This is a genomic window from Streptomyces sp. NPDC059582, from assembly GCF_042735715.1.
In the GTDB taxonomy this organism is placed as follows: Bacteria; Actinomycetota; Actinomycetes; order Streptomycetales; family Streptomycetaceae; genus Streptomyces.
Genome location: NZ_JBHWCC010000004.1, coordinates 266896 through 289462, shown reverse-complemented (window position 1 = coordinate 289462; position 22567 = coordinate 266896). Strand labels below are relative to the sequence as shown.

22 protein-coding genes, 1 tRNA gene, 1 pseudogene and 1 riboswitch are annotated in these 22567 nt (G+C 68.9%); of the genes and pseudogenes, 12 read left to right on the top strand and 12 right to left on the bottom strand.

Features of this window, described 5'->3' with window-relative positions; translation table 11 throughout:
- The first annotated feature begins 2 nt into the window (after positions 1-2).
- On the top strand, positions 3-605 hold the full coding sequence (gene rdgB / locus ACFV0T_RS06325) for an RdgB/HAM1 family non-canonical purine NTP pyrophosphatase (RefSeq protein ID WP_385775017.1): 603 nt from the start codon (positions 3-5) through the stop codon (positions 603-605).
- Between the two features lie 41 nt (positions 606-646).
- On the opposite strand, the gene ACFV0T_RS06320 is transcribed toward rdgB, so the two are convergent.
- The 4 genes from ACFV0T_RS06320 to bcp all read right to left on the bottom strand — a co-directional run bounded on the left by ACFV0T_RS06320 (position 647) and on the right by bcp (position 2699).
- Positions 647-729: transfer RNA gene (locus ACFV0T_RS06320), tRNA-Leu, on the bottom strand.
- 47 nt (positions 730-776) lie between these two features.
- Positions 777-1448, bottom strand: a complete 672-nt coding sequence (locus ACFV0T_RS06315) for an HNH endonuclease (protein WP_385775015.1) — start codon at positions 1446-1448, stop codon at positions 777-779.
- On the bottom strand, positions 1445-2086 hold the full coding sequence (locus ACFV0T_RS06310; protein ID WP_385775013.1) for an HNH endonuclease signature motif containing protein: 642 nt from the start codon (positions 2084-2086) through the stop codon (positions 1445-1447). The genes ACFV0T_RS06315 and ACFV0T_RS06310 overlap by 4 nt, the downstream gene beginning before the upstream one ends.
- 145 nt (positions 2087-2231) lie before the next feature.
- Positions 2232-2699 carry a thioredoxin-dependent thiol peroxidase gene (bcp, locus tag ACFV0T_RS06305; protein WP_385775011.1) on the bottom strand — a complete coding sequence of 156 codons (468 nt, stop codon included), beginning with the start codon at positions 2697-2699 and terminating at the stop codon, positions 2232-2234.
- 95 nt (positions 2700-2794) lie between these two features.
- Here bcp and ACFV0T_RS06300 point away from each other — a divergent pair, with 95 nt between their 5' ends.
- The 3 genes from ACFV0T_RS06300 (at position 2795) to sugE (ending at position 4008) form a co-directional block, all read left to right on the top strand.
- Positions 2795-3124 (top strand): DUF3618 domain-containing protein, encoded by a 330-nt coding sequence (locus tag ACFV0T_RS06300; RefSeq protein ID WP_385775009.1) that lies wholly within the window; start codon positions 2795-2797, stop codon positions 3122-3124.
- A 55-nt stretch (positions 3125-3179) separates the two neighbouring features.
- Positions 3180-3536, top strand: coding sequence for a GroES family chaperonin (locus tag ACFV0T_RS06295; RefSeq protein ID WP_385775007.1), 357 nt, complete (start codon positions 3180-3182; stop codon positions 3534-3536).
- Positions 3537-3581: 45 nt separating this feature from the next.
- A riboswitch (guanidine-III (ykkC-III) riboswitch) is annotated at positions 3582-3655 on the top strand.
- A 32-nt stretch (positions 3656-3687) separates the two neighbouring features.
- On the top strand, positions 3688-4008 hold the full coding sequence (sugE, locus tag ACFV0T_RS06290; RefSeq protein WP_385775004.1) for a quaternary ammonium compound efflux SMR transporter SugE: 321 nt from the start codon (positions 3688-3690) through the stop codon (positions 4006-4008).
- A 12-nt stretch (positions 4009-4020) separates the two neighbouring features.
- On the opposite strand, the gene ACFV0T_RS06285 is transcribed toward sugE, so the two are convergent.
- On the bottom strand, positions 4021-6483 hold the full coding sequence (locus ACFV0T_RS06285; RefSeq protein ID WP_385775002.1) for a transglycosylase domain-containing protein: 2463 nt from the start codon (positions 6481-6483) through the stop codon (positions 4021-4023).
- A gap of 203 nt (positions 6484-6686) precedes the next feature.
- On the opposite strand from ACFV0T_RS06285, the gene ACFV0T_RS06280 reads away from it, so the two are divergent.
- The 4 genes from ACFV0T_RS06280 (at position 6687) to ACFV0T_RS06265 (ending at position 10342) form a co-directional block, all read left to right on the top strand.
- Complete coding sequence (locus ACFV0T_RS06280) at positions 6687-7487, top strand: ABC transporter permease (protein WP_385775122.1); 801 nt, start codon at positions 6687-6689, stop codon at positions 7485-7487.
- A gap of 49 nt (positions 7488-7536) precedes the next feature.
- Entirely contained in the window at positions 7537-8301 is a 765-nt protein-coding gene (locus tag ACFV0T_RS06275) for an ABC transporter permease (protein WP_385775120.1), read from the top strand.
- A gap of 102 nt (positions 8302-8403) precedes the next feature.
- Positions 8404-9468, top strand: a complete 1065-nt coding sequence (locus tag ACFV0T_RS06270; RefSeq protein WP_385775118.1) for an ATP-binding cassette domain-containing protein — start codon at positions 8404-8406, stop codon at positions 9466-9468.
- Between the two features lie 10 nt (positions 9469-9478).
- Positions 9479-10342: a DUF1707 domain-containing protein gene (locus ACFV0T_RS06265; RefSeq protein ID WP_385775001.1), complete on the top strand. Its 864-nt coding sequence runs from the start codon at positions 9479-9481 to the stop codon at positions 10340-10342.
- 40 nt (positions 10343-10382) lie between these two features.
- On the opposite strand, the gene ACFV0T_RS06260 is transcribed toward ACFV0T_RS06265, so the two are convergent.
- The gene (locus tag ACFV0T_RS06260) at positions 10383-11726 is read right to left on the bottom strand and encodes an SGNH/GDSL hydrolase family protein (protein WP_385774999.1); all 1344 of its coding nucleotides are present in this window, start codon (positions 11724-11726) and stop codon (positions 10383-10385) included.
- A 193-nt stretch (positions 11727-11919) separates the two neighbouring features.
- Between ACFV0T_RS06260 and ACFV0T_RS06255 the strand changes: the two genes are divergently transcribed.
- Positions 11920-13245 carry a DUF445 domain-containing protein gene (locus tag ACFV0T_RS06255; RefSeq protein ID WP_385774996.1) on the top strand — a complete coding sequence of 442 codons (1326 nt, stop codon included), beginning with the start codon at positions 11920-11922 and terminating at the stop codon, positions 13243-13245.
- A gap of 88 nt (positions 13246-13333) precedes the next feature.
- Positions 13334-14815, top strand: coding sequence for an MFS transporter (locus tag ACFV0T_RS06250; protein WP_385774993.1), 1482 nt, complete (start codon positions 13334-13336; stop codon positions 14813-14815).
- Between the two features lie 34 nt (positions 14816-14849).
- Here the strand turns inward: ACFV0T_RS06250 and ACFV0T_RS06245 are convergent, their stop codons facing one another.
- Positions 14850-15299 (bottom strand): hypothetical protein, encoded by a 450-nt coding sequence (locus ACFV0T_RS06245; RefSeq protein ID WP_385774991.1) that lies wholly within the window; start codon positions 15297-15299, stop codon positions 14850-14852.
- Positions 15300-15450: 151 nt separating this feature from the next.
- Here ACFV0T_RS06245 and ACFV0T_RS06240 point away from each other — a divergent pair, with 151 nt between their 5' ends.
- Positions 15451-16434, top strand: a complete 984-nt coding sequence (locus ACFV0T_RS06240) for a GlxA family transcriptional regulator (RefSeq protein WP_385774989.1) — start codon at positions 15451-15453, stop codon at positions 16432-16434.
- A gap of 168 nt (positions 16435-16602) precedes the next feature.
- On the opposite strand, the gene ACFV0T_RS06235 is transcribed toward ACFV0T_RS06240, so the two are convergent.
- From ACFV0T_RS06235 to ACFV0T_RS06220, 4 genes are all read right to left on the bottom strand, one after another.
- Entirely contained in the window at positions 16603-16905 is a 303-nt protein-coding gene (locus ACFV0T_RS06235; RefSeq protein WP_385774988.1) for a hypothetical protein, read from the bottom strand.
- A 27-nt stretch (positions 16906-16932) separates the two neighbouring features.
- On the bottom strand, positions 16933-17427 hold the full coding sequence (locus tag ACFV0T_RS06230; RefSeq protein WP_385774987.1) for a hypothetical protein: 495 nt from the start codon (positions 17425-17427) through the stop codon (positions 16933-16935).
- A 122-nt stretch (positions 17428-17549) separates the two neighbouring features.
- A complete protein-coding gene (locus tag ACFV0T_RS06225) occupies positions 17550-17789 on the bottom strand; it encodes a DUF397 domain-containing protein (protein ID WP_385774985.1) in 240 nt (79 codons plus the stop codon).
- On the bottom strand, positions 17786-18634 hold the full coding sequence (locus ACFV0T_RS06220) for a helix-turn-helix domain-containing protein (protein ID WP_385775115.1): 849 nt from the start codon (positions 18632-18634) through the stop codon (positions 17786-17788). The genes ACFV0T_RS06225 and ACFV0T_RS06220 overlap by 4 nt, the downstream gene beginning before the upstream one ends.
- Positions 18635-18852: 218 nt before the next feature.
- Between ACFV0T_RS06220 and ACFV0T_RS06215 the strand changes: the two are divergent.
- Positions 18853-19257 (top strand): annotated as a pseudogene (locus tag ACFV0T_RS06215) (ATP-binding protein); the annotation flags it as partial.
- Positions 19258-19286: 29 nt separating this feature from the next.
- Here the strand turns inward: ACFV0T_RS06215 and ACFV0T_RS06210 are convergent.
- Positions 19287-22430, bottom strand: coding sequence for a DUF3427 domain-containing protein (locus tag ACFV0T_RS06210; RefSeq protein WP_385775113.1), 3144 nt, complete (start codon positions 22428-22430; stop codon positions 19287-19289).
- Positions 22431-22567 lie beyond the last annotated feature (137 nt).

Below are 22567 nucleotides of genomic sequence, written 5' to 3'. Positions count from 1 at the left end.
CCATGACCCGCCTGATCCTCGCCACCCGCAACGCCGGAAAGATCACCGAACTCAGGGCGATCCTCGCCGACGCAGGCCTGCCCCACGACCTCGTCGGCGCGGACGCCTACCCCGACATCCCCGACGTCAAGGAGACCGGCGTCACCTTCGCCGAGAACGCCCTCCTCAAGGCCCACGCGCTGGCCCGGGCGACGGGCCTCCCGGCGGTCGCCGACGACTCCGGCCTGTGCGTCGACGTCCTCAACGGCGCACCCGGCATCTTCTCCGCCCGCTGGGCGGGCCGCCACGGCGACGACCAGGCGAACCTCGACCTCCTCCTCGCCCAGCTCTCCGACATCGCCGACGAACACCGCGCCGCGCACTTCGCCTGCGCGGCGGCCCTCGCCCTGCCGGACGGCACGGAGCGAGTGGTCGAGGGCCGGCTGCGGGGCGTCCTGCGCCACACCCCGTCCGGCACGAACGGCTTCGGCTACGACCCGATCCTCCAGCCGGAGGGCGAGTCACGCACCTGCGCCGAACTGACCCCGCAGGAGAAGAACGCGATCAGCCACCGGGGGAAGGCCTTCCGGGGGCTGGTACCGGTGGTCCGGGAGCTGTTGGGCTGATAAACGCAAGAGGGCCGCCCGGCTGGGCGGCCCTCCGTGTGTGCGGCCGATGGGAGTCGAACCCACATGGGCAAATGCCCCGAGGCACCTAAAACCTCTGCTTATACCATTCAGCAACGGCCGCCGGCCAAGCCATGGTAGCGGGCTGACGGCCGCCGCGCGGAAGCCGCTCTAGCCCGGGCGTCGCAGACGCCCACCTCTGCACCACGTGCTCGTGACCGCGTGGCAGTTAGGGCACAGCAGCCGCAAGTTCTCCCGCCGGTCGTCGCTCCAATCCCCGTTGATGTGATCGACCTCCAGGGTCATGGACTTCCCGAGCCACTCGGGGCCGACGCCGCATTCGGCGCACTCCTCAGGCTCGCCCACTTCCAGGAGGGCTCTGCGCAGCAGGTGGGTTCTCGTCCGACGGCTTCCGTCGTGCTGGATCAGGATGTCCGTGGCGCGCTTGAGCGCCGTGGTGCCTGGTCCGCCCCGCTGATGTGCCTGCCCCAGGAAGTGGGAGGTGTCGGATCCGTCTTCCGCCACCCACTGGCGGAGCAGGCTGCGCAGCCTGTTGTTGTAGGGCTCCATTCCCAGGGCGCGGAGCGCCTCCGCCACGGAGATCGATCCCTCGACCGCGCGGCGCAACTTCTCGGCGGTCGGCCTGGTGGGTGCGGCTCGCGTTCGCCGCCCGCGGGGCATGTGGGAGACGTCGATCCCGAAATGGTCGAAGCGCCGGAAGAGGTGGCGGCGGAGATTGCCGTAGGGACGGGTGCCGAAGAAGGCGATGACTTCCTCGATGTCGGAACACTGCGCGGCCGCTGTCGCCAGCCGTTCCCTGGTGTACCGCGTGCTGACGCTCACGACTCCCGCCCCTTGCCGCGTCCTCGGTAACTGTCCGTCGTCGAATGGCAGTTGGGACACAGGAAGCGCAGGTTCTCGATTCGGTTGTCGCGCCAGTTGCCGTCGACGTGGTCGACTTCAAGCGGTAGTGGTCGCCCTCGCCAGACCGCTTCGATCCCACACAGGGCGCAGCGCTCCGGCATACCCGAAGTCGTCATCGCCCACTTGATTCGGTCGCTCGGGATGCGTCGGGCGTGTCCCTCCGGTTGCTCGACGAGCAGGCCCTCAGGCGTCCGGGGACGCCACGGCTTGCCGCGCCGGGTCGGCTGGCGGAAATGCGAGGTGTCGATCCCGTACGCCTTGATCCTGCGGCTGATGTGCGTGTGATGGCCGCCGACGACCTCGAGCCCGAGGCGGCGCAGCACCTCGCACATGTTCGTCGACACGGAGACCGCTGCCTGGAGTGCTTCCCTGGTCCACCGCACGCCCTCCCGCTCGAAGTGTGACGTGTCCACCCCGAGCTTCCTCATCCGCTCCCGGATGTAGCCGCGCGTGGAACTCTTCGGATCCACCCCCAGGAGCCTTAACGCCTCCGACAGCGTCCGGGCCCCCCGAGCCGCATCCTCCAGCCGCTCCCTCGTGTACGCGCTGGCGACCATCGAAACCCCCTCCGTCCCCGACCACCCGTTCGTGGTCCGTACGGAATAACGAACCGTTGATCGGACAGTCACGTCCGGAACGGGAAGCGGCCCGCGCCGGGATCACTCGGCGCGGGCCGCTCGCAGGCAGCGGGAGGGGGGATTCTCAGATCCCCAGGTCCTTGATGATCTTGGCTACGTGGCCCGTCGCGCGGACGTTGTAGAGGGCGTGTTCGACCTTGCCCTGTTCGTCGACCACGATCGTGGAGCGGATGACGCCCATGTACGTCTTGCCGTAGTTCTTCTTCTCGCCGAAGGCGCCGTACGCGTCGAGGGCCTTCTTGTCCGGGTCCGCGAGGAGCGTGACCTTGAGGGACTCCTTCTCGCGGAACTTGGCCAGCTTCTCCGGCTGGTCGGGGGAGATGCCGATGACGTCGTACCCGGCGCCGGCCAGCAGGTCGAGGTTGTCCGTGAAGTCGCAGGCCTGCTTGGTGCAGCCGGGAGTCAGGGCCGACGGGTAGAAGTAGACGATCACCTTGCGTCCCTGGTGGTCGGCCAGTGACACCTCGTTGCCGTCGGCGTCGGGCAGGGTGAAGGCGGGGGCGGTGTCCCCGGCCTGGAGTCGCTCGCTCATCGGTCTAGCGTAACCGGGGGTCCTGACAGTGCGGGGCGGTGTGAAGCTGACAGACTGTCCGGAACAACGCATCAGCAGACTTCGGAGGCCGTACGGTGGCGGACACGTCGGACACCAGAACCCCGGCGCAGATCGAGGCGGACATCAAGAGCCGCCGCGAGGTGCTGGCCGAGACCCTCGACGAGATCGGTGTGCGGGTGCACCCGAAGACCGTCGTCGGTGATGCCAAGGCCAAGGTCGTCTCCAACATCGATCACACGCTCGGGCGCGCCTACGTCGGTGTCAACCGGGCCGTGAGCGATGTGCGGGCGCGCTTCGTCGACGAGGAGGGCGCGCCGCGCCTGGAGCGGATCGTGCCGGTCGCGCTCGTCGCCGTCGCGCTGGTGGGGCTGCTCGCCGTCGGGGCGAAGCGCCGCAAGGGCTGAGTGGCGGGCGACCCACCCGCGTACGGATCGGCTTCGGGCAGGTAGGTTCAGTGGTGTGAGCGCCAACAGAAACGAGCACAACCCCCATCACGACAAGCTGCCCATCCGGATGCTGCACGATCGCGTACTCGTGCGGCAGGACACCTCCGAGGGTGAGCGACGTTCCGGCGGTGGCATCCTGATTCCCGCCACGGCCGCCGTGGGACGTCGGCTGGCCTGGGCCGAGGTCGTCGCAGTGGGGCAGAACGTACGGACCGTGGAGCCGGGCGACCGGGTGCTGTACGACCCGGAGGACCGTGCCGAGGTCGAGGTGCGGGGTGTGGCGTATGTGCTCATGCGTGAGCGTGACCTGCATGCCGTGGCGGCGGACCGTTTCGAGGGGTCGGAGGATTCGACCGGGTTGTACCTCTGAATCCACGGTGAGAGAGGGCTGGTGACCATCGTCACCGGCCCTTTTTCTGTTCTTTTGCTACGTTGGAGAGGAACCCGACGAGACGCGCCGTACCGGGACGCAGGCAAAGACGACGCAGCCGTATTCGTTCCGTACGTCTCGGAGGTGTCTCATGGCCTGGGTTCTGCTTGTCGTCGCCGGTCTGCTCGAGGTCGGCTGGTCGGTCGGGATGAAGTACACCGACGGATTCACCCGGCTGGTCCCGAGTCTGCTCACAGGATCGGGCATCGTCGCGAGCATGGTGCTGCTGTCGTACGCCGCGAAGTCGCTGCCCATCGGTACCGCGTACGGGGTGTGGGTGGGGATCGGGGCGGCTGGTGCGGCGATGGTCGGCATGGTGGTGCTGGGTGAGCCGGCGACCGCCGCCCGGATCTTCTTCGTGGTGCTGCTGCTGGTCGCCGTGGTGGGGCTGAAGGCGACCTCCGGTCACTGACCGGGGGGCCGGTCACTCCCTGCGGGTGCCGAAGACGCCTGTTCCCAGGGTCGTGCCGTTGGTCGCGCCGCCGTCGGTCGGGCCGCCGTCGGTGGTGCCGCCGTCGTCCGTGCCGCCGTCGGTGGTGCCGCCGTCCGTGGTCGTGCCCTCGTCGCTGCCGCCGCCGTCCGTCGTCCCGCCGTCCGTGGAGCCGCCGTCGTCCGTGCCGCCGTCGGTGGTGCCGCCCTCGTCGCTGCCGCCGTCGTCCGTGCCGCCGTCGGTGGTGTCGCCCTCGTCGGTGCTGCCGCCGTCGGTGTCGCCGTCGGTGGTGGCGCCGCCGTTGTCCTGGCCCGTGCTGTCATGCCGCTCGTGGAAGGGGTCGTCGCCGCGGGGCTGTTGCCGGTCGGCGCCGGGCTGGAGCTGGAGGTCGAAGTCGGTCACCGGCTTGCCCTTGAGGGCGGCCTTGGTGAACTGCGCCCAGATCTCGGTGGGCGCGCCGCCGCCGTTGACGCGCTGGAGGCCCATGGCGCCGTAGAGCGGTTTGTGGGCCGCGGTGACGGGGTCCTGGCCCATGACGGAGACGACGGTGGCCAGTTCGGGGGTGTAGCCGGCGAACCAGGCGGCCGTGTCGTTCTCGGCGGTTCCGGTTTTGCCCGCCGTCGGGCGGCCCGCGGCCTGGGCGGCGGTGGCGGTGCCGTTCTCGACGACGCTGCGCAGGACGGAGGTGGTGGTGTCGGCGGCCTCGCGGCTGACGGCCTGGCGGGGCTTCACCTTGGGCAGCTCCATGACGTCCTGGCCGTCCTTGGTGAGCTTGTCGATCATCGTGTACGTGCCGATCCTGCCGTGGTTGGCAAGGGTCGCGTACGCCTCCGCCATGTCGAGGACGCTGGCGGTGGCGGTGCCCAGCGCGATCGAGGGGTAGGGGTTGAGGTCCTGGGTGGTGGCGGGGATGCCGAGAGCGACGGCGGTTTCCTTGACCTTCTCGGGGACCACGTCGACGGCCATCTGCGCGTACACCGTGTTGACGGACTTGTCGGTGGCGGTGCGCACGGTGATGTTGCCGTAGGAGGTGTGGTCCTCGTTCTCGGGCGCGTAGGTGCCGCCGCTCCAGCCCTGGACGGGGCGTTCGTTGGTGCCGTCGTAGTACGTGTTGGGGGTGATGGTGCGGCCGTCCTGGGTGACGGAGCCGTTCTGCACGGCGGAGGTGAACACGAACGGCTTGAAGGTGGAGCCGACCTGGAAGTCGCCGCGGGTGGCGTTGTTCGTGTACTGCTTGGTGTAGTCGATGCCGCCGTACATCGCGACGACCTTGCCGGTCCTGGGGTCGACGGCGGCGCCGCCGGCGCGGACGTAGGTGTCGACCTTGCGGTTCTTCTTGTCCAGCTTGGACATGAGCTTGTCGTCGACGGCTTTGACGAAGGCGTCCTGCCGGTTCTTCTGGAGCGTGGTGGTGACGCGGTAGCCGCCGGCCTCGAGCTGGTCCGAGGTGACGATCTTGTTGTCCTTCAGGTAGTCCTTGATCGCGTCGACGATGTAGCCGCGCTGTCCGGACATGCCGGCCGCGGCGGCGCTGGCTTCCCTGGGTGTCGGGAACTTCATCCCGGCGCGTGCGGACGCGCTGATCCAGCCCTTGGTGACCATGCCGTCGAGGACGTAGTTCCAGCGGGCCTGGGCGGCGGCCTTGTTCTCGGGGTGGGCGATGACGTCGTACTCGCTGGGCGCGTTGAGCAGGGCGGCGAGGTAGGCGCCCCTGGCGGGGTCGAGGTCCACGGCGTCGACGCCGTAGTAGGCCTGGGCGGCGGCCTGGATGCCGTAGGCGTTGCGGCCGAAGTAGCTGGTGTTGAGGTAGCCCTCGAGGATCTGGTCCTTGCTCTGCGTGCGGTCGAGCTTGATCGAGATGAAGAACTCCTTCACCTTGCGCGTGACGGTCTGCTCCTGCGCGAGGTAGTAGTTCTTGACGTACTGCTGGGTGATGGTGGAGCCGGACTGCTTGCCCTTGCCGGTGGCGGTGTTCCAGCCGGCCCGGACCATCGCCTTGGGGTCGACGGCGGACTCGGTGTAGAAGTCGCGGTCCTCGGCGGCGAGGACGGCGTGCTGGGCGTCCTTGGAGACCTGGGCGAGGGTGACGTTCTCGCGGTTGATCTCGCCGTCGCGGGCGATCTCGGTGCCGTCGGCGTAGAGGTAGACGTTGCTCTGCTTGGTGGCTAGCGCGTTGGCCGGCGGGATCTTGACCAAGGAGTAGCCGAGGAAGAACAGGCCGATCAGCAGCAGTATGCCGAGGACGAAGGTGCCGAGCACCATGCGCCAGGTCGGGAAGATACGGCGCCAGCCGGTGCGTTTGGCCTTCTTCGGCTTCTTCTCCTGCATTACGACCGTTTCGCCACCTTTGTCCGTCTCGTCCGCCCCGCTTCCCGGCGCGGCGGCCGGCTGCGGCTCTCTCGAGGCCACCGTGCCCTGGGTCGGCTGCTGCGGCTGCGGCTGCGGCTCGTCACTCATGTCGTGCACGGACTCCTGTTTCGCGTCGTACGTTCCCGTACGCCCTCGTACGCCTTCTGCGCCCCCTGTTGAAGACTGTCGCACCATGCGTTCCGTTCCCGACAATCGGCACGCGTTGCGCCCGGAAAATGCGTAGAGGTCCGGGTCGGCCGCGCAGTAGGCTCCGTCGCTTCGTGTCGGGGCGGACCTGGAGGGCGGTGAGCGTGGGCACGGGACGGGTGTACGTGGCCGTCGCGGCGGGGGGATTCAGACGGTACGCGACATATCGGGTGGCCACGGCCGCCGGCGTGTTCACGAACACGGTTTTCGGCCTGATCCTGGTCTACACGTATCTGGCGCTGTGGGACGAGAAACCGCACCTCGGCGGCTATGACCAGGCGCAGGCGGTGACCTATGTGTGGCTGGGGCAGGCGTTGTTGTCGACGCTCGCCCTGGGGGGTGGCGGGGTCGAGACCGAGTTGATGGAGCGCATCCGCACGGGTGACATCGCGATCGACCTGTACCGGCCGGTCGATCTGCAACTGTGGTGGCTGTCGGCGGACTTGGGGCGGGCGCTGTTCCAGTTGGTGGGGCGGGGCCTGGTGCCGTTCGCGTTCGGCGCCCTGGTCTTCCCGACCGCGTTGCCGCGGGACGTGGCGTCCTGGGCGGCTTTCCTGGTCGCCGTGGCGCTGGCGATGGTGGTCGGTTTCGGGTTGCGGTTCCTGGTGGCGTTGAGCGCGTTCTGGCTGATGGACGGCACGGGAGCGCAGCAGATGTCGTGGATCGTGGGGTTCTTCTGCTCGGGGATGATCGTGCCGTTGAACGTGTTTCCGGGTGCGCTCGGCGAGGTCGTGCGGGCGTTGCCGTGGTCGTCGCTGCTCCAGGCGCCGGCGGATGTGCTGATGGGGGAGGCCGATCCGTGGTCCACCTTCGCCTTCCAGGCGGTGTGGGCGGTGGCGCTGCTGGGCGCGGGGCGCCTGGTGCAGGCGGCCGCGACGCGCCGGGTGGTGGTGCAGGGTGGCTGAGCCGGGGCGGCTGGCGGAGGGGGTGCGGACGTACCGGCTGATCGCCGGGATGTGGATCCGCTCCACGATGGCCTACCGGGCCTCCTTCGTCATGACGACGGTGGGGAACTTCGCGGCGACCGGGCTGGACTTCGTCGCGATCCTGCTGATGTTCTCCCGGGTGGACGCGCTCGGCGGCTACTCGCTGCCGGAGGTCGCGTTCCTCTACGGCCTGTCCGGGATGGCGTTCGGGCTGGCCGACCTGGCGATCGGGTCGATGGACCGGCTGGGCAGCCGGGTGCGGGACGGCACGCTGGACACGCTGCTGGTGCGGCCGGCGCCGGTCCTCGCGCAGGTGGCCGCCGACCGGTTCGGGCTGCGCAGGCTCGGCCGGGTGATCCAGGGGGCGCTGGTGCTCGGGTACGCGCTGGGGGCGCTCGACATCGACTGGAGCGTGCCGAAGCTGCTGCTGATGCCGGTGATGGTGGTCAGCGGCAGCGCGATCTTCTGCGCGGTGTTCGTCGCGGGTGCGGCCTTCCAGTTCGTGGCGCAGGACGCGTCGGAGGTGCAGAACGCCTTCACGTACGGCGGTACGACGCTGCTGCAGTACCCGCCGACCGTCTTCGCCCAGGAGCTGGTGCGCGGGGTGACCTTCGTGCTGCCGCTGGCCTTCGTCAACTGGCTGCCGGCGAGCTATGTGCTGGGGCGGCCCATGCCGCTCGGGCTGCCGCGCTGGATCGGGTTCGCGGGGCCGCTGGTGGCGGTGGCCTGCTGCGCGCTGGCCGGGCTGGCCTGGCGGGCGGGACTGCGGGCCTATCGGAGTACGGGAAGTTAGGGGTCTTCGGGCATGAACGGCTTGGACGGCTTGGACGGTATGGGTGGCGTGGCCGGTGGGGGCGGCGTGGCCGGTGGGGGCGGCGTCGGCGGAGGGGGCGTCATGGACGGCGTGGCCGGCACTGCCGATGCGGTCGGGGCGGCCGGCGCGGACGGCCGCTTCATCGAACTCGACCGGGTCGAGAAGGTCTTCGACGTGCGCAGGAGGACCGGTTTCCTGCGGCGGGAGCTGCGCCAGGTGCGGGCGGTCGACTCGATCTCCTTCACGGTGGCGCGCGGCGAGATGGTCGGCTACATCGGTCCGAACGGCGCCGGGAAGTCGACCACCATCAAGATGCTGACCGGCATCCTGACGCCCAGCGGGGGCCGGCTGCGGGTCGCCGGCATCGACCCGTCCCGTGAGCGGGCCCGTCTGGCACACCGCATCGGGGTGGTGTTCGGGCAGCGTACGACGCTGTGGTGGGACCTGCCGCTGATCGACTCCTACCGGCTGATGCACCGCATGTACCGCATCCCGGACGCGCGTTACCGCCAGAATCTCGACCGCTGCGTCGAACTCCTGGAGCTGGAAGACCTGTTGGACGTGCCGGTGCGCCAGCTGTCGCTGGGGCAGCGGATGCGCGGCGACATCGCGGCGGCGCTGCTGCACGACCCCGAGGTGCTGTACCTGGACGAGCCGACGATCGGTCTGGACGTCATCTCCAAGGCCAGGGTGCGGGAGTTCCTGCGGGAGCTGAACGCCGAGCGGGGCACGACGGTGCTGCTGACCACGCACGACCTCCAGGACATCGAGCAGCTGTGTTCGCGGGTGATGGTCATCGACCACGGGCGGATGATGTACGACGGTCCGCCGGCGGGGCTGCACGAGGTGGGGGAGAGCGAGCGCACGCTGGTGGTGGACCTGGAGCGGGAGCTGCCGCCGATCGAGGTGGCCGGGGCGCGGGTGGTGAAGGTGGACGGGCCGCGGCAGTGGCTGGCCTTCCCGGCGGCGGAGTCGGCGGCCCCGCTCGTGGCGCGGATCGCGCAGGCGTACCCCCTCGTGGACCTGTCGGTGCGGGAGCCGGACATCGAGGCGGTGATCGCCAAGATGCTGCAATCGCTCGCGGATACCGCCAAATCCCCTGCCGGGCAGGGGCACCGCGTAGTGCCGGGCGCCGGGAACTCGTAGGCTGCTGGGTATGACCGACGATGCCCCGGAGCTGCGTGCCTCCGACGCCGATCGTGAGCGAGTTGCCGAGGTCCTGCGCGACGCTGTCGCGGAGGGCCGCCTCGACATGGAGGAGTTCGAGGAGCGGCTGGAGGCGACCTACAAGGCCCGGACCTACGGCGAACTCGCCCCGATCACCCGGGACCTGCCGGCCGCGGGTGTCACGCCGCCGTCCGTGTCCCTGCTCAAGGAGCCTGAGGGTGACGGGAGTTGGGCCCGGCGGATCGTCGGCGGCGAGGGTTCGTCGGCGTGGGCCGTGGCCGTGATGTCCGGTTTCCAGCGCAAGGGACGCTGGACGGCGCCGAAGCGGTTCAACTGCTTCGCCTTCTGGGGCGGCGGGGAGATCGACCTGCGCGAGGCGGACTTCGCCGACCGCGAGGTGGAGATCAACTGCATCGCGATCATGGGCGGGATGAACGTCGTCGTGCCGCCGGGTGTCGAGGTCGTCGTGCGCGGCATCGGCGTCATGGGCGGCTTCGACCACAGCGAGGCCGGCGTGCGGGGCGATCCGGGGGCGCCGCGGGTGATCGTGACGGGCTTCGCGTTCTGGGGTGGCGTCGGCGTCGAACGCAAGGTGACCCGGGCGGAGCGGCTGCGGCTGAAGGAGGAGCGGCGCCAGGAGAAGCTGGACCGCAGGGCCGCCGCGAAGGAGCTGCGCTCGTCGTTCCGCGACGACATGGAGAGCGCGCACCGCGAGATGCTCGACGGGCACCACGACCTGATGCGGCGGCGGCACGAGGAGCGCCGGGAGCTCCACCGGGAGCGGCAGGAGGAGCGCCGGGACCGGCGTGACGCCCGCCGCGAGGAGCGGGACAGGCGGCGCCACGACGAGTAGTGGCCGACGCCACGACAGGCAGGGGCCCGGCGGGGCCCGTTCACAGCCGGGCCGGTGCCGAACCCTTCAGGTCTGCCAGGTCGACTGCGTCCGCCATCGTCCGGTAGCCCTGGTCGCTGGGGTGGAGATGGTCCCCGGAGTCGTAGTACGGGCGCAGCGCGCGCGGGTCGTAGGGGTCGCGCAGCGCCTTGTCGAAGTCGACGACCGCGTCGTACACCTTCCCCGCCCGGATCTCGGCGTTGACCTCCCGCCGGACCTCCTCGCGGGTGTCCGTGTAGCGGGCGTGCCCGTGAAACGGCATCAGGGTCGCGCCGACGACCTTGATGCCCCGGGCGTGGGCCCGGCCCACCAGGGTGCGCAGGCCGTCGAGGATGGCCTGCGGGTCGGCGCGCCGCTCGCTGCGCAGGATGTCGTTGACGCCGAGGTCGATGACGACGACCTTGACGTTCGGGCGGTCCAGCACGTCCCGCGCGAAGCGGTTCAGGCCGCTGGTGTTGTCGGCGGGGCGCCCCGGCCCGTCGGCGAGGACGCGGTTGCCGCTGATGCCCGCGTTGACGACGCTGTAGCGCGGCACGTCCGCGCCGGACCCGGCGGCCGCGCGCAGCCGGTCCGACAGGACGTCCGTCCAGCGGCGGTTGGCGCCCTCGGTGGAGGTGACGCCGTCGGTCAGCGAGTCGCCCAACGCGACGACCGTGCCGTGGGACTCGTTGCTCAGCACGTCCACGGCGGTCAGGTAGCGCCAGTGGTCGGTCTGTTCGCCGTACGCCGTGGCCGTCACGTCCTGCGTGTGGTCGCCCTCGGCGAGATAGCTGGTCTGGCGCGCGTGCTCGTGGAAGGTGACCGGGCCGGCCGAGGTGGGGGAGTAGGTGGTGACCAGGAGGTCACCGCCCTGCGGGACGGGCAGGAGCACGGCGTCGCTGGTTGTGCGCCCGCCCGCGGGTATGACGACCGAGACGGCGCCCGCGAAGGTGAGCCGCCGCATGGTGGCGGGGACCGCGGCGGCGGTGCCGGCGGCGGCCGCGACGGCGATCGAGCCGTGTGCGACGGTCAGCGGCTGTGTGCCGTAGACGTTGGACAGCGTGATCCGGGCGCGGGTGCCGCCGACGTCCGTGTGCACGACGTTGCGCACCGAGCGGCCCGCCATGCCGTTCGTCTCGGTGTCCGGTTCCGCTCCCGACGGGGCGGTCGACCAGGCGCCCACCCAGACACCGGTCGAGACGGGGGCGGCGGAGTTGAACGGGGCGCCGGCGGGGACGGGAGCCAGGCCGTTCTCCGCGCTCGTGTCGCCGTCGTCGGCCGCCACGGCGGCGTATATGGCGGCGGACAGGGCCACGACCAGGGCGATGATCGCGGACAGCAGGGCACAACCGTGACGCTTGGTCATGCGGTGCGGGTCTCCTCGGGCGTGGGGAGCCCGAGGCTCCGCTGTGATCACCTCATGATGTGTCATGAGGCCGAGCCCGTACCTGGGCCCCCTTTGATACAGACGACGGGAACTCTTGTTCCGTTCCAGGAGTCGGTCACTGAGGGACGAGAAAGGGACAATGGGCCCGAGGGGCCGCGAACGGGTGGAGTGGATGAGTGTGACGAATCCGGACGAACCGATCGAAGAGGGGTCGCGTGCCGCGGGCCGGCGCACGATGACCACCTTCAGCGCCGCCGACGAGGAGAAGCAGCGCGGGGTGCGCAGGATGAAACTCACCGCCACCGGCCTGCTGCTCCTCGTGGCCGTCGTCTACGTCCTCGCCACCTGGGCCCGCCACTCCGGCGCCGGCACCTGGACGTCGTACGTCGCCGCGGCCGCCGAGGCCGGCATGGTGGGCGCGCTCGCCGACTGGTTCGCGGTCACCGCCCTCTTCCGTCACCCCCTCGGTCTGCCCATCCCGCACACCGCGATCATCCCCAACAAGAAGGACCAGCTGGGCGTCTCCCTGGGCGAGTTCGTCGGCGAGAACTTCCTCTCCGAGGACGTCGTACGGCAGCGGCTGCGCGCCGTCGGCATCGGCAGCCGCCTCGGCACCTGGCTGGCCGAGCCCGAGCACGCCGACCGGGTGACGGCGGAGCTGGCCACGGCCCTGCGCGGCGCGCTGACCGTGCTGCGCGACTCCGACGTCCAGGCCGTGGTCGGCGAGGCGATCACCCGGCGGGCCGACGCGCAGGAGATCGCGCCCGGCATAGGGAAGATGCTGGAGAGGGTCGTCGCCGACGGCGGTCACCGGCGGGCGGTCGACCTGGTGGTGGCGCGGGCGCACGACTGGCTGGTGCTGCACAGCGACTCCGTGATGGACGCGGTCCAGGGCGGCGCCCCCGGCTGGACCCCACGGTTCGTCGACAAGAAGGTCGGCGAGCGCGTCTACCGGGAGCTGCTGCGGTTCTGCGCGGAGATGCGCGACATGCCCTCCCACCCGGCCCGCGGCGCCCTCGACCGCTTCCTCACCGACTTCGCCTCCGACCTCCAGTCCGACACCGACACCCGCGCCCGGATCGAGCGGCTCAAGGGTGAGGTGCTGGGCCGCGGCGAGGTCCAGGACCTGATCGCGTCCGCCTGGACCGCCGTACGGTCCATGATCGTGTCGGCGGCGGAGGACGAGCGCAGCGAGCTGCGGCTGCGCGTACGGGCCTCGCTGCTGTCCCTGGGGGCCCGGATGGCCACCGAGCCGAAGGTCCAGGACAAGGTCGACCGCTGGGTGGAGGGCGCGGCGGTGCACGTCGTGACGACGTACCGGGGGGAGATCACCTCTCTGATCACGGACACCGTGGCGAGCTGGGACGCCGGCCACACCACCCGGAAGATCGAGGCCCACATCGGCCGAGACCTGCAGTTCATCCGGATCAACGGCACGGTGGTGGGATCGCTGGCGGGGCTGTTGATCTATGTGGTGTCGCGGGCGCTGGGGGCTTGAGGCAATCGATCGACCTGGTGTTCGAATCGGCTTGAGTTCGCCGGTCCGGGGCACCCGGTCGGGGTTCCGCTCGACGAGGAGGGGGCCCATGGCCACCGCGCAGGCAGCAGCCGGCCGTACCTTCACCACCGACATCCCCGCCCGCCTGGACCGCCTACCGTGGTCACGCTGGCACTGGAGCATCGTCATCGGCCTGGGCACCGTCTGGATCCTCGACGGTCTCGAGGTCACGGTCGTCGGCAACATCGCCAGCCGCCTGTCGGAGCCCGGCAGCGGACTGCCGATCTCCTCCGGACAGGTCACCGGCACCGCGGCCGCGCTCTACGTGGCCGGAGCCTGCGTCGGAGCCCTGTTCTGGGGCCGCCTCACCGACCGCCACGGCCGCAAGAAACTCTTCATGATCACCCTCGCGGTCTATCTGGCGGCCACGGCCCTGACCGCGGTCTCCTTCAGCGCCTGGTGGTTCTTCCTCTTCCGCTTCCTCACCGGCTTCGGCATCGGCGGCGAGTACGCGGCCATCAACTCCGCGATCGACGAGCTGATCCCGTCCTCCTACCGCGGCCGCGTCGACCTCGTCATCAACGGCAGCTTCTGGATCGGCGCGGTCGGCGGCTCACTGCTGTCGATCGTCGCGCTGAACACGGACCTGCTGCCCGAGAACGTGGGCTGGCGGCTGACCTTCGCGCTCGGCGTCGTCCTCGGGCTCGTCATCCTCCTCGTCCGGCGCAGCGTCCCGGAGAGCCCACGCTGGCTGCTGATCCGCGGCCGCGACCGGGAGGCGGAGGAGATCGTCGCCTCCATCGAACAGAAAATCGAGGCGGAGAAGGGTGAGCCGCTCCCCGAACCCGCCGGCGAACTGGTCATCCGGCAGCGCGAGAGCACGAGCTTCGCCGAGATCGCCCACACGGTGTTCTCCGCCTACCGCCGACGGGCCGTGCTCGGCTTCTCCCTCTTCGTCGGCCAGGCTTTCCTCTACAACGCGATCACCTTCGGCTTCGGCACGATCCTGATCAAGTTCTACGACATCCCCGCCGGCGACACCGGCTACTACTTCGCCGTCATCGCGGCCGGCAACTTCGTCGGCCCGCTGCTGCTCGGCAAGCTCTTCGACACCGTGGGCCGCCGGGTGATGATCTCGTCGACGTACCTGCTGTCCGGTGTGCTGCTCTTCGGCACGGCCTGGCTGTTCTCCCGCGGCTCGCTCAGCGCGGTGACCCTCACGGCCTGCTGGTGCGTGGTGCTGTTCTTCGCCTCGGCGGGCGCGTCGAGCGCCTACCTCACGGTCTCCGAGATCTTCCCGATGGAGACCCGGGCGATGTCCATCGCCTTCTTCTACGCCCTCGGCACCGCGGTCGGCGGCATCAGCGGACCGCTGGTCTTCGCCGACCTCACCGGCTCCGGCGTGGTCGGCGACACCGTCCTCGCCTTCCAGATCGGCGCCGGCCTGATGTGTGCGGCCGGCCTGGTCGCCGCGTTCCTCGCGGTGAAGGCGGAACGCCGCTCGCTGGAGGACATCGCGACGCCGCTGTCGGTGGAGAAGGCGCCGACGGCCGAGGCGGTCACGGAATAGAGCCCCTCGTGCCGCCATGGCCGGCCGGCGTACCTCACGCCCCGGTCGTGGACCCCGGCCGGACGATCATCAAGACGGTCACCGCCGCCCACAGCAGGTTGAACACCCCGGTGAACATCGCCAGCCGTACGGTCGCCTCGCGCGTCCCCCGCCCCTCGGCGAGCGCCTCCTGCCGGGGCAGCACCAGCGCGGCGAGCACCACCGCGGCGAGCGCGGTCAACGCGATGGACACGACGAGCCACACGTCACCCAGCACCCCCATGTCGCTCGCCGTGCCGAACCCGAAGACGGGCACGGCGACGCCGACGACGGCGTACACCCGGCAGATCCGGTGCAGCAGCCGGACCGTCTCCACCGCCCGCGTATCGTCCGGCGCGGCCAGGGCCCGCCGCGCGGCGGGCGGGAACATGCTGGCGGCGACGGTGACGGGCCCGATCGCGACGATCGCGGCGAGGACGTGGACGGCGAGGAGGAACTTGGTCACGGGCCGACGGTAGGCGGGGCGCGGAGGGCGCAGAAGTGGCGGTAGTGCCAGGGTCCGACGGATTCTCGCCAACTGCTGTGGCAGGGTGCCGGGGCGACCGGTGCCGGTGGGCGGTGTCGGCGGGAATCCGTCGCAGGCCTACGCTCCTGCCATGCACACCGTGGCCGTACTGGCACTGGACGGGGTCATCCCGTTCGACCTCTCCGTCCCGATCGACGCCTTCGGCTGGGCCCGGCTGCCCGACGGCCGGGAGGCGTACCGGGTACGGGTCTGCTCGGCGTCCGGGTCCCGGGAGGTGAGCGCGGGGGCGTTCACGATGCGGGCGCCCTACGGTCTGGAGGCGCTGGCAGAGGCGGACACGATCATCCTGCCGGGCGTGCAGGAGCCGCCGGACGAGCTGCCGCCCGGTGTCGCGCAGGCCCTGTGCGCGGCCGCGGCGAACGGCACGCGCATCGCCTCGATCTGCGTCGGCGCCTTCCTGTTCGCCGCCACCGGCCTGCTGGACGGACTGCGCGCGACGACCCACTGGATCGCGGCGGGCGACCTGGCCGAGCGGTACCCGAAGGTCACGGTCGACCCCAACGTCCTCTACGTCGACAACGGCCGGTTCCTCACCTCGGCGGGCGCGGCCGCGGCCCTGGACATGTGCCTGCACATGATCCGCCGGGACCACGGCTCGGCCGTCGCCGCGCAGGCCTCCCGCATGTGCGTCATGCCACTGGAACGGGAGGGCGGCCAGGCCCAGTTCATCGTCCAGGACCAGCCGCCGACCCCGGCGGGCGCGACCCTGGAGCCGCTGCTGCGCTGGCTGTCCGACCACTGCGCGCGCGACCTGACCCTGGACGACATCGCGGCCCACGCCGGCATGAGCACCCGCACCCTCAACCGCCGCTTCCGCGAACAGACCGGCACGACGCCCCTGCAGTGGCTGCACCGGGCCCGGGTACGGCACGCACAACACCTGCTGGAGACGACCGCCCACCCGGTCGAACGCATCGCCGCCCAGGCGGGCTTCGGCTCACCGACGGCCTTCCGTGAACGCTTCCGACGCGTGGTCGGGACGAGCCCGGTGGGCTACCGCAGGGCGTTCAGATCGAGCCAGGAGCCGCCGGCGCCGACGCAGGGCGCGCTGTAGTTCGGGCCTTGGCGTCCGGCAGTGGGCCGGGGCGTGCTGTAGTTCAGGCCCTGGCGGCCGGCACTCGCCCGGGGCGTGCTGTAGCTCAGGCCCTGGCGGCTGGCATTCGCCCGGGGACCCTGTAGCTCAGGCCCGGGCCGCCCGCACTCGCTCAGGGGGTTCCGTAGCTCAGGCCCGCCGGTCGGCGACCGCCCAGGACGCCAGCGCGACGGCCCCCGCCACCCCGAACACGGCGGGCCAGGCGCCCACCTTCTTGGCCAGCGGGTGCGACCCGGCGAAGGCGGCGACGTACGCGGCGCCCAGTGCCCCCGCGGCCGGACCGCCGGCCCGCTCCCGCCACTGCCGGGCGGCCGCGACCCCGGCCACGGCCAGTACGGCCCCACCGAGCGGCCGCTTCTTCGTCCACCGCGCCACGCCGTACCCGCCGACAAGCCCACTCGCGGCGACCACGGAACTGGGAACCTTCGCCATGCCTACCTCCTCGTACGTCCCCCGAGGCTAACGCTCGGCCCGAGCCCGGCGGGCCCGACCCCTGGCCCGGAGCTCGGTCACATAGCCCGCGGAGACGGCACACCCGGCACCGGCGAGGGCGAAGCCCACAGCGGCGGGATTGACGTAACCGGGGACGACGTCGTAGGTCCCGCCGTCACTCGTCTCGCACACGAACCCCAGGGGGACGTAGCTCACGGAGTACCCGGAGATCTCGATCCCCCTCTCATGCCGCTCCAGCCACCCCGAGGTACGACAGGGCCGAGCGGGCGCCGAGTCGGTACCCCCGTCCTCCGCCTCCATGAGCGAACCGGCGACGTGAAGCAGCCCCCACGCGTACACGGCGACGGCGGCGGCGCCCGAGAGTGCGGCCAGCGTCCGAAGCGCCATGGTCGGCTCGACGCGCCCCTCGCCGCGCCGGGCCAGGGCGCTACAGACGTACCCGACCAGGCCGAAGACGGTGACGGCGGCGATGACGAGGAACAGCAGGCTCAGAAACCACATCGCGGCCCCCAGGTGTCGGTCGATCGGTGGGTGAGCCGAGTTGAGCACGACGATCAGGGTCTACGTGTGGCGGAGCCCACAGTTCCGGCAACAGTGGGGTCACAGTCCGTGCTCGCCTCGCGTCACGGCCCAGGATGCCACCCGACGCGCCGCCCGGTCGGTCGTCCTGTCGAGGACGTGAGGAACTCACGCCATGCCGCGGCCGACACCGTGACGTGAGGTCCGCCGGCCGCTTTGGAATCCCGCACCAGCACACCTGCGGGTACGAAGGCGGCTTCCACGCATTCTCCTCCCGCGCCGTTGCTGTACGACGAGGTGAACCACGTCGGACGGTCGTGGTTCGTCGGCTCTGCGATGCTCACTGGGCGTATTCCTTCAGGGCGGACTCGATCAGCTGGGTGGAACGCTGAGGACTCAGGGCCGCGGCTCGAAGTCCGTCGAACGCCCTTGTGTACTCGCGAACATGATGCTCGCCCTCCAGGTACACGGCATCGGTGATGCCGTCCCGATACACAAGGTCAGGCGCTTCCTGTGCCGGGAAGCCCAACATGGTGAAGGAGCCCGTGGCGGGGTAGGTGCCCGAGTCGAAGGGGAGGACCTGCAACGTAACGGTCGGCAATGCCGCTGACTCCAGGATGCGTTCGAGCTGGTCACGCATCAGCGCCCGATCCCCGATCACGTGCCGCAGTGCGGCCTCGTGCACGATGAACCAGGCGTCGGGTGCGTCGGCCTGCGACAGCATGGTCTGACGTTCCACGCGTACCCGTACGGCCCTGTCGATGTCCTCGGCGGACAAGTGGGCGCCGGTCGTGTGGAGTTCGCGGATGTAGGGCTCGGTCTGCATCAGGCCCGGGATCAACTCGCACTGGTACTGCCGGAACGTGGATGCGTCCTGCTCCAGGCCGATGTAGATGTTGAACCACTCGGGCACCCCGGCGCCATGCACCTGCCACCAGCCGCGTGTATTGGCCTGTCGGGCAAGTGACTTGAGGAACTCGCGAAGCTCGTCCGGGGTGGTGTAGAAGCGGCACAGAGCGTCGATGTCGGACGGCTGGACCCGACCGGTCCCGGTCTCCATCCGGTTCACCTTGGACCCGCTCCAGTCCAGGGCCGCGCCGACCTGCGCGCAGGTCAGCGCGCTCCTCTCGCGAAGCTTCTTCAGCTCGATCGAGAGACGACGGCGGCGTGCCGTCGGTGAACCAGCCATCTCAACCACCCCTGAAAAGTAGGTGTTCAGTCTCACGCCAAGCCCTGTGTCTGCCAATCACTCGTAAGTGGGAATCCCGTCCTGCACATTGCACGGCGGGATATGCGCACGCCACTCTTGACCGCGACGCAACTCACCGTGAGGGTGCGTGACGCTCCGCTGATCGAGCGGAGTTGGAGCATGCGACGAGAGGGGTCTTCGTGATCCAGGAAGCGTGTATGTCACGGAAGCGGTGGGTGCTGAACTTCACCGCCGAACCCGAGGAAGTGGCAGCCTTGCGACGCATCATGCGGCTGCACTTGGGGGTGTGGGGCCTGCACGAGGTCAGCGACGCAGCCCAACTTTGCGTCAGTGAGCTGGTGTCCAACGTCATTACTCATGTTGGCGTCGGGACCCCGACCATGCTCGCGGTCTCCGTGAACGGCGCTCACCTGCGTATCGAGGTCCACGACCCCGATACCCGCTCTCTCCCTACCCTCGCCGCAGCCAGCTCGGAATCCGAAACGGGTCGCGGGATGGCTCTCGTCGATGCCCTCGCCGACCGCTGGGGTGTCCTGCTGCGCGCTGACCAGAAGGTGATCTGGTGTGAACTATCGACGGTGCTGGGCTCCACGAGCGAACACTGCTGTGGTAGCCCGCCGCCGGCCGCGACCTAGCCTGTGGCGATAGCTGCGTACGTCCAGACGTCGGCGGGCAGTGCATGTTCCAGCTGCCACGTAATAGCCATGGGCTTGCTGCCCGCGTGCTCCACGAACGTTGCCGGCCCCAAGAGCATCCATGGCTGCGGGCCGCCGATGTCATTGTTCTTGTAGCGGCGTACGAAGAGCAGGACATGGCTGCCTTCGGCGACATGATGCTGATAGCGGAGACCTGTGCGGGAGGTCTCGGAAATCTGGTTTTGGGACTCCCAGTGGAAGAGAGTCTCACTCCGAGCGTAGTCGTGATATCGAGTTTGTGGAGAAAAGTCCTTTTCGTCCTTCTCTAGTGTGATGCAGAGAGCGTCGGTCTTGAACGACTCACACCACCGCACACCTTCGCGGAAGTCGCCCGGCATAAAGCCGCCAACGTAGGACTCTCCGAGGGCGGGCAGGATCTCTTCTCGGCTGTAGGAGGCGTGAACGGTGAGAGGGACGCCGCCTCGTCCTCCGATTCCGACTAGCGGGATGGGGACATGTTCGGTGTGGGCGAGGTTGTACGCCAGCACCTGACGCAACTCGCTACGGAATGCGTGTTGTCTGCGCAAGGTCGTGAACCCGGCGTCGTAGCTAGCAAAGTCCTTGCGGGTGATGCCGCCCAGCGGCCATAGCTGGAAGAAGAGCATGCGGGCGTAAGCCTGCCCCTGCGCGTCGAGATCGCTATAGGTAGGGGCGTCGTCTCCCAGCATGCGTGTGTATGCGGCCACCCGGAGCGGGTCGTCCACATGTAGGAAGGAGGAGGCACGCTTGAGAAGTGCTTCTTCGCCCGCAGGTGCCTCCCTCGGCAGGAGGCCAGATCGGCGCAAGAGGCCGGTCCATGAGTTGCCATTGCCTCGGTAGAGCTCTTTGAGATCTCGTCCGCTCTCATACAGGTAGCGGCTGAGCTCCTGCTCGGCGTAGTCGGCTACCTCGCGGGCCAGAACCGTGACATTGACGCCTATCTGTGCCTTGATGTTGGCGATGATGGTCTTCCTGGCCTTCTCCTCCAGGAGGATTTCGCAGCCCGACGGCAAGTGAGGGAAGCCGTGTTCGACGCTGTGTAGAAGCCGCTTTCGGGTCAAGTTGGTCAAGGCCCGGAACTGATTCTCGAAGCGGAACTCCTTGCGATGTTGCCCGATGAAATCCAGCACGGTCAGTACGGCCTTGTCCTCGGTGCGTCGAAGGCCCCGTCCGAGTTGCTGGAGAAACACCGTGGCGCTGGAGGTAGGGCGGAGTAGAAGCAAGGTGTCTACGTCCGGGATGTCGAGTCCCTCGTTGAAGAGATCAACCGAGAAGATGACCTGTAGCGCACCGGACTTGAGATTGGCGAGCGCCTGCTTGCGCTCCTCGGCTGGAGTCCCGCCAGAAAGGGCCACCGCTTGGAAGCCGGCCTTGCGGAAGTACTCCGCCATGAATCGTGCGTGTTCGACCGAAACACAGAAGCCCAGGGCCCGCATGGCAGTCGGATGGGCGACCTTCTCCATCACGGCTTGCACGATCAGTGCTGCACGGTCTCCGTTGCCACCAAGGACCTCGTTCAGGCTGTCTGCATCGTAAGACCCCCGTTCCCACTTCACAGCGGTCAGGTCGGTGTTGTCGCTGATGCCGAAGTAGTGGAATGGACTGAGGAGATCATTCTCCAATGCCTCCCAGAGTCGCATCTCGGCGGCGATCCGGCCGTCGAAAAATTCGTCCTGAATGTTCTTGCCGTCCATGCGCTCAGGTGTGGCGGTCAGTCCCAGAAGCTCCAAAGGCTTGAAATGGGCCAGGATCCTTCGATAGGTAGGCGACGTCCCGTGGTGGAATTCATCAATCACGATCACGTCGAAGTGATCCGGGGCCAGTCGCGCCAGCGCACGGGCGTTCAGAGACTGAACACTCGCGAAAACGTTGGTCCAATGCTCCGGAATTTCTCGGCTATGGAAGGACTCGCCGAAGTTGGCATCTCTGAGGACGTCTTGGTACGTCCGTAGGGATTGCTGCAAGATCTCCCTACGGTGGGCCACGAAGAGGAGCCGCAGATCTCGGCCGTGCTTCTTACGCAGCGCCTTGTAGTCGAGGGCAGCCATCACGGTTTTACCAGTGCCAGTTGCCGCCACCAGGAGGTTCTGATGGCGGTCATGCACTTCCCGCTCTACCTCCAACCGCTCCAGCATGTCTCGCTGATGTGGATACGGCTGTACGTCGAGGCCGGATAGCGTGATCCTGTGCTCGGCTGCTGTTGATGAGCAGGCGCCTCCGGCGATGGCCAGCGCTTCCTCCAGGCGGCTTCCATCTGCGTCAGGATCGTACGTCTCGAAGGAGCGGTCACTCCAATACGCTTCGAAGGTTGCTTCGAACTTTCGCAGCACATCAGGCGTTGCGACGGAGGACAGTCGGACGTTCCATTCCAAACCATCGAGCAGTGCGGACTTGGAGAGGTTGGAGCTGCCAACGTAGGCCGTGTCATAACCGCTCCGGCGACGGAACAGCCATGCCTTTGCATGGAGGCGTGTAGTGCGAGTCTCGTAGTTGACCTTGATTTCGGCGTTGAAATCCTTGATCAACCGGTCCAGAGCGCGCCGCTCAGTCGCGCCGATGTACGTCGTGGTGATTACGCGTATGGGTACTTTTCGTTCATGCGCTGCCTTGAGAGATTGCTCGATGATGCGCAGACCGTGCCACTTGATGAAGGCGCAGAGCAGGTCTACGCGATCCGCCGTGGCGAGCTCGGCGCGTAGTTCAAAGCCGAGACTGGGGTCTTCGGGGGCATTGGTGATGAGCGCGGTGTCGGAGAGCGGTATCGCGGGACGCACGGCAAAGACACCGGGCGCTTCCTGGCGCGTCAGCGCTAGCAGTTGGCGGGGGCCATCGGCGACGAGGTCCACCCACTCCTGCGCCCCTTCGAGGGTGCTGATGGCCTCCAGGATGTGGTTGGCCGCATAGACCCGCTCTTCGGGCTTCAGGTTCTGCAACACGTGCCGCACGGTCCCGGCAACGTGCCGGGCCAGGATGTGGGGAACGGACTCGATTCCCACAGCATCGCTCACGGGGCGCCAGCCGAGCTTGCCCAACTCCTTCAACTGCTGCTCAACGCGCAGGGTGATGAGCTGTTCGTACAAGCCTGCGACAGGCTGTGACATCTCAGTTGGCTCGGTCACGCTGGCTCCCCCGGTTGCTCAGAACTGCACCCATGTGTAACAGAGGCCGCCGACAGCGAGGCGGGGTGATACCGCCGACAAGTCCATGCGCCACAACCGGTCCACTGTGATTACTTATT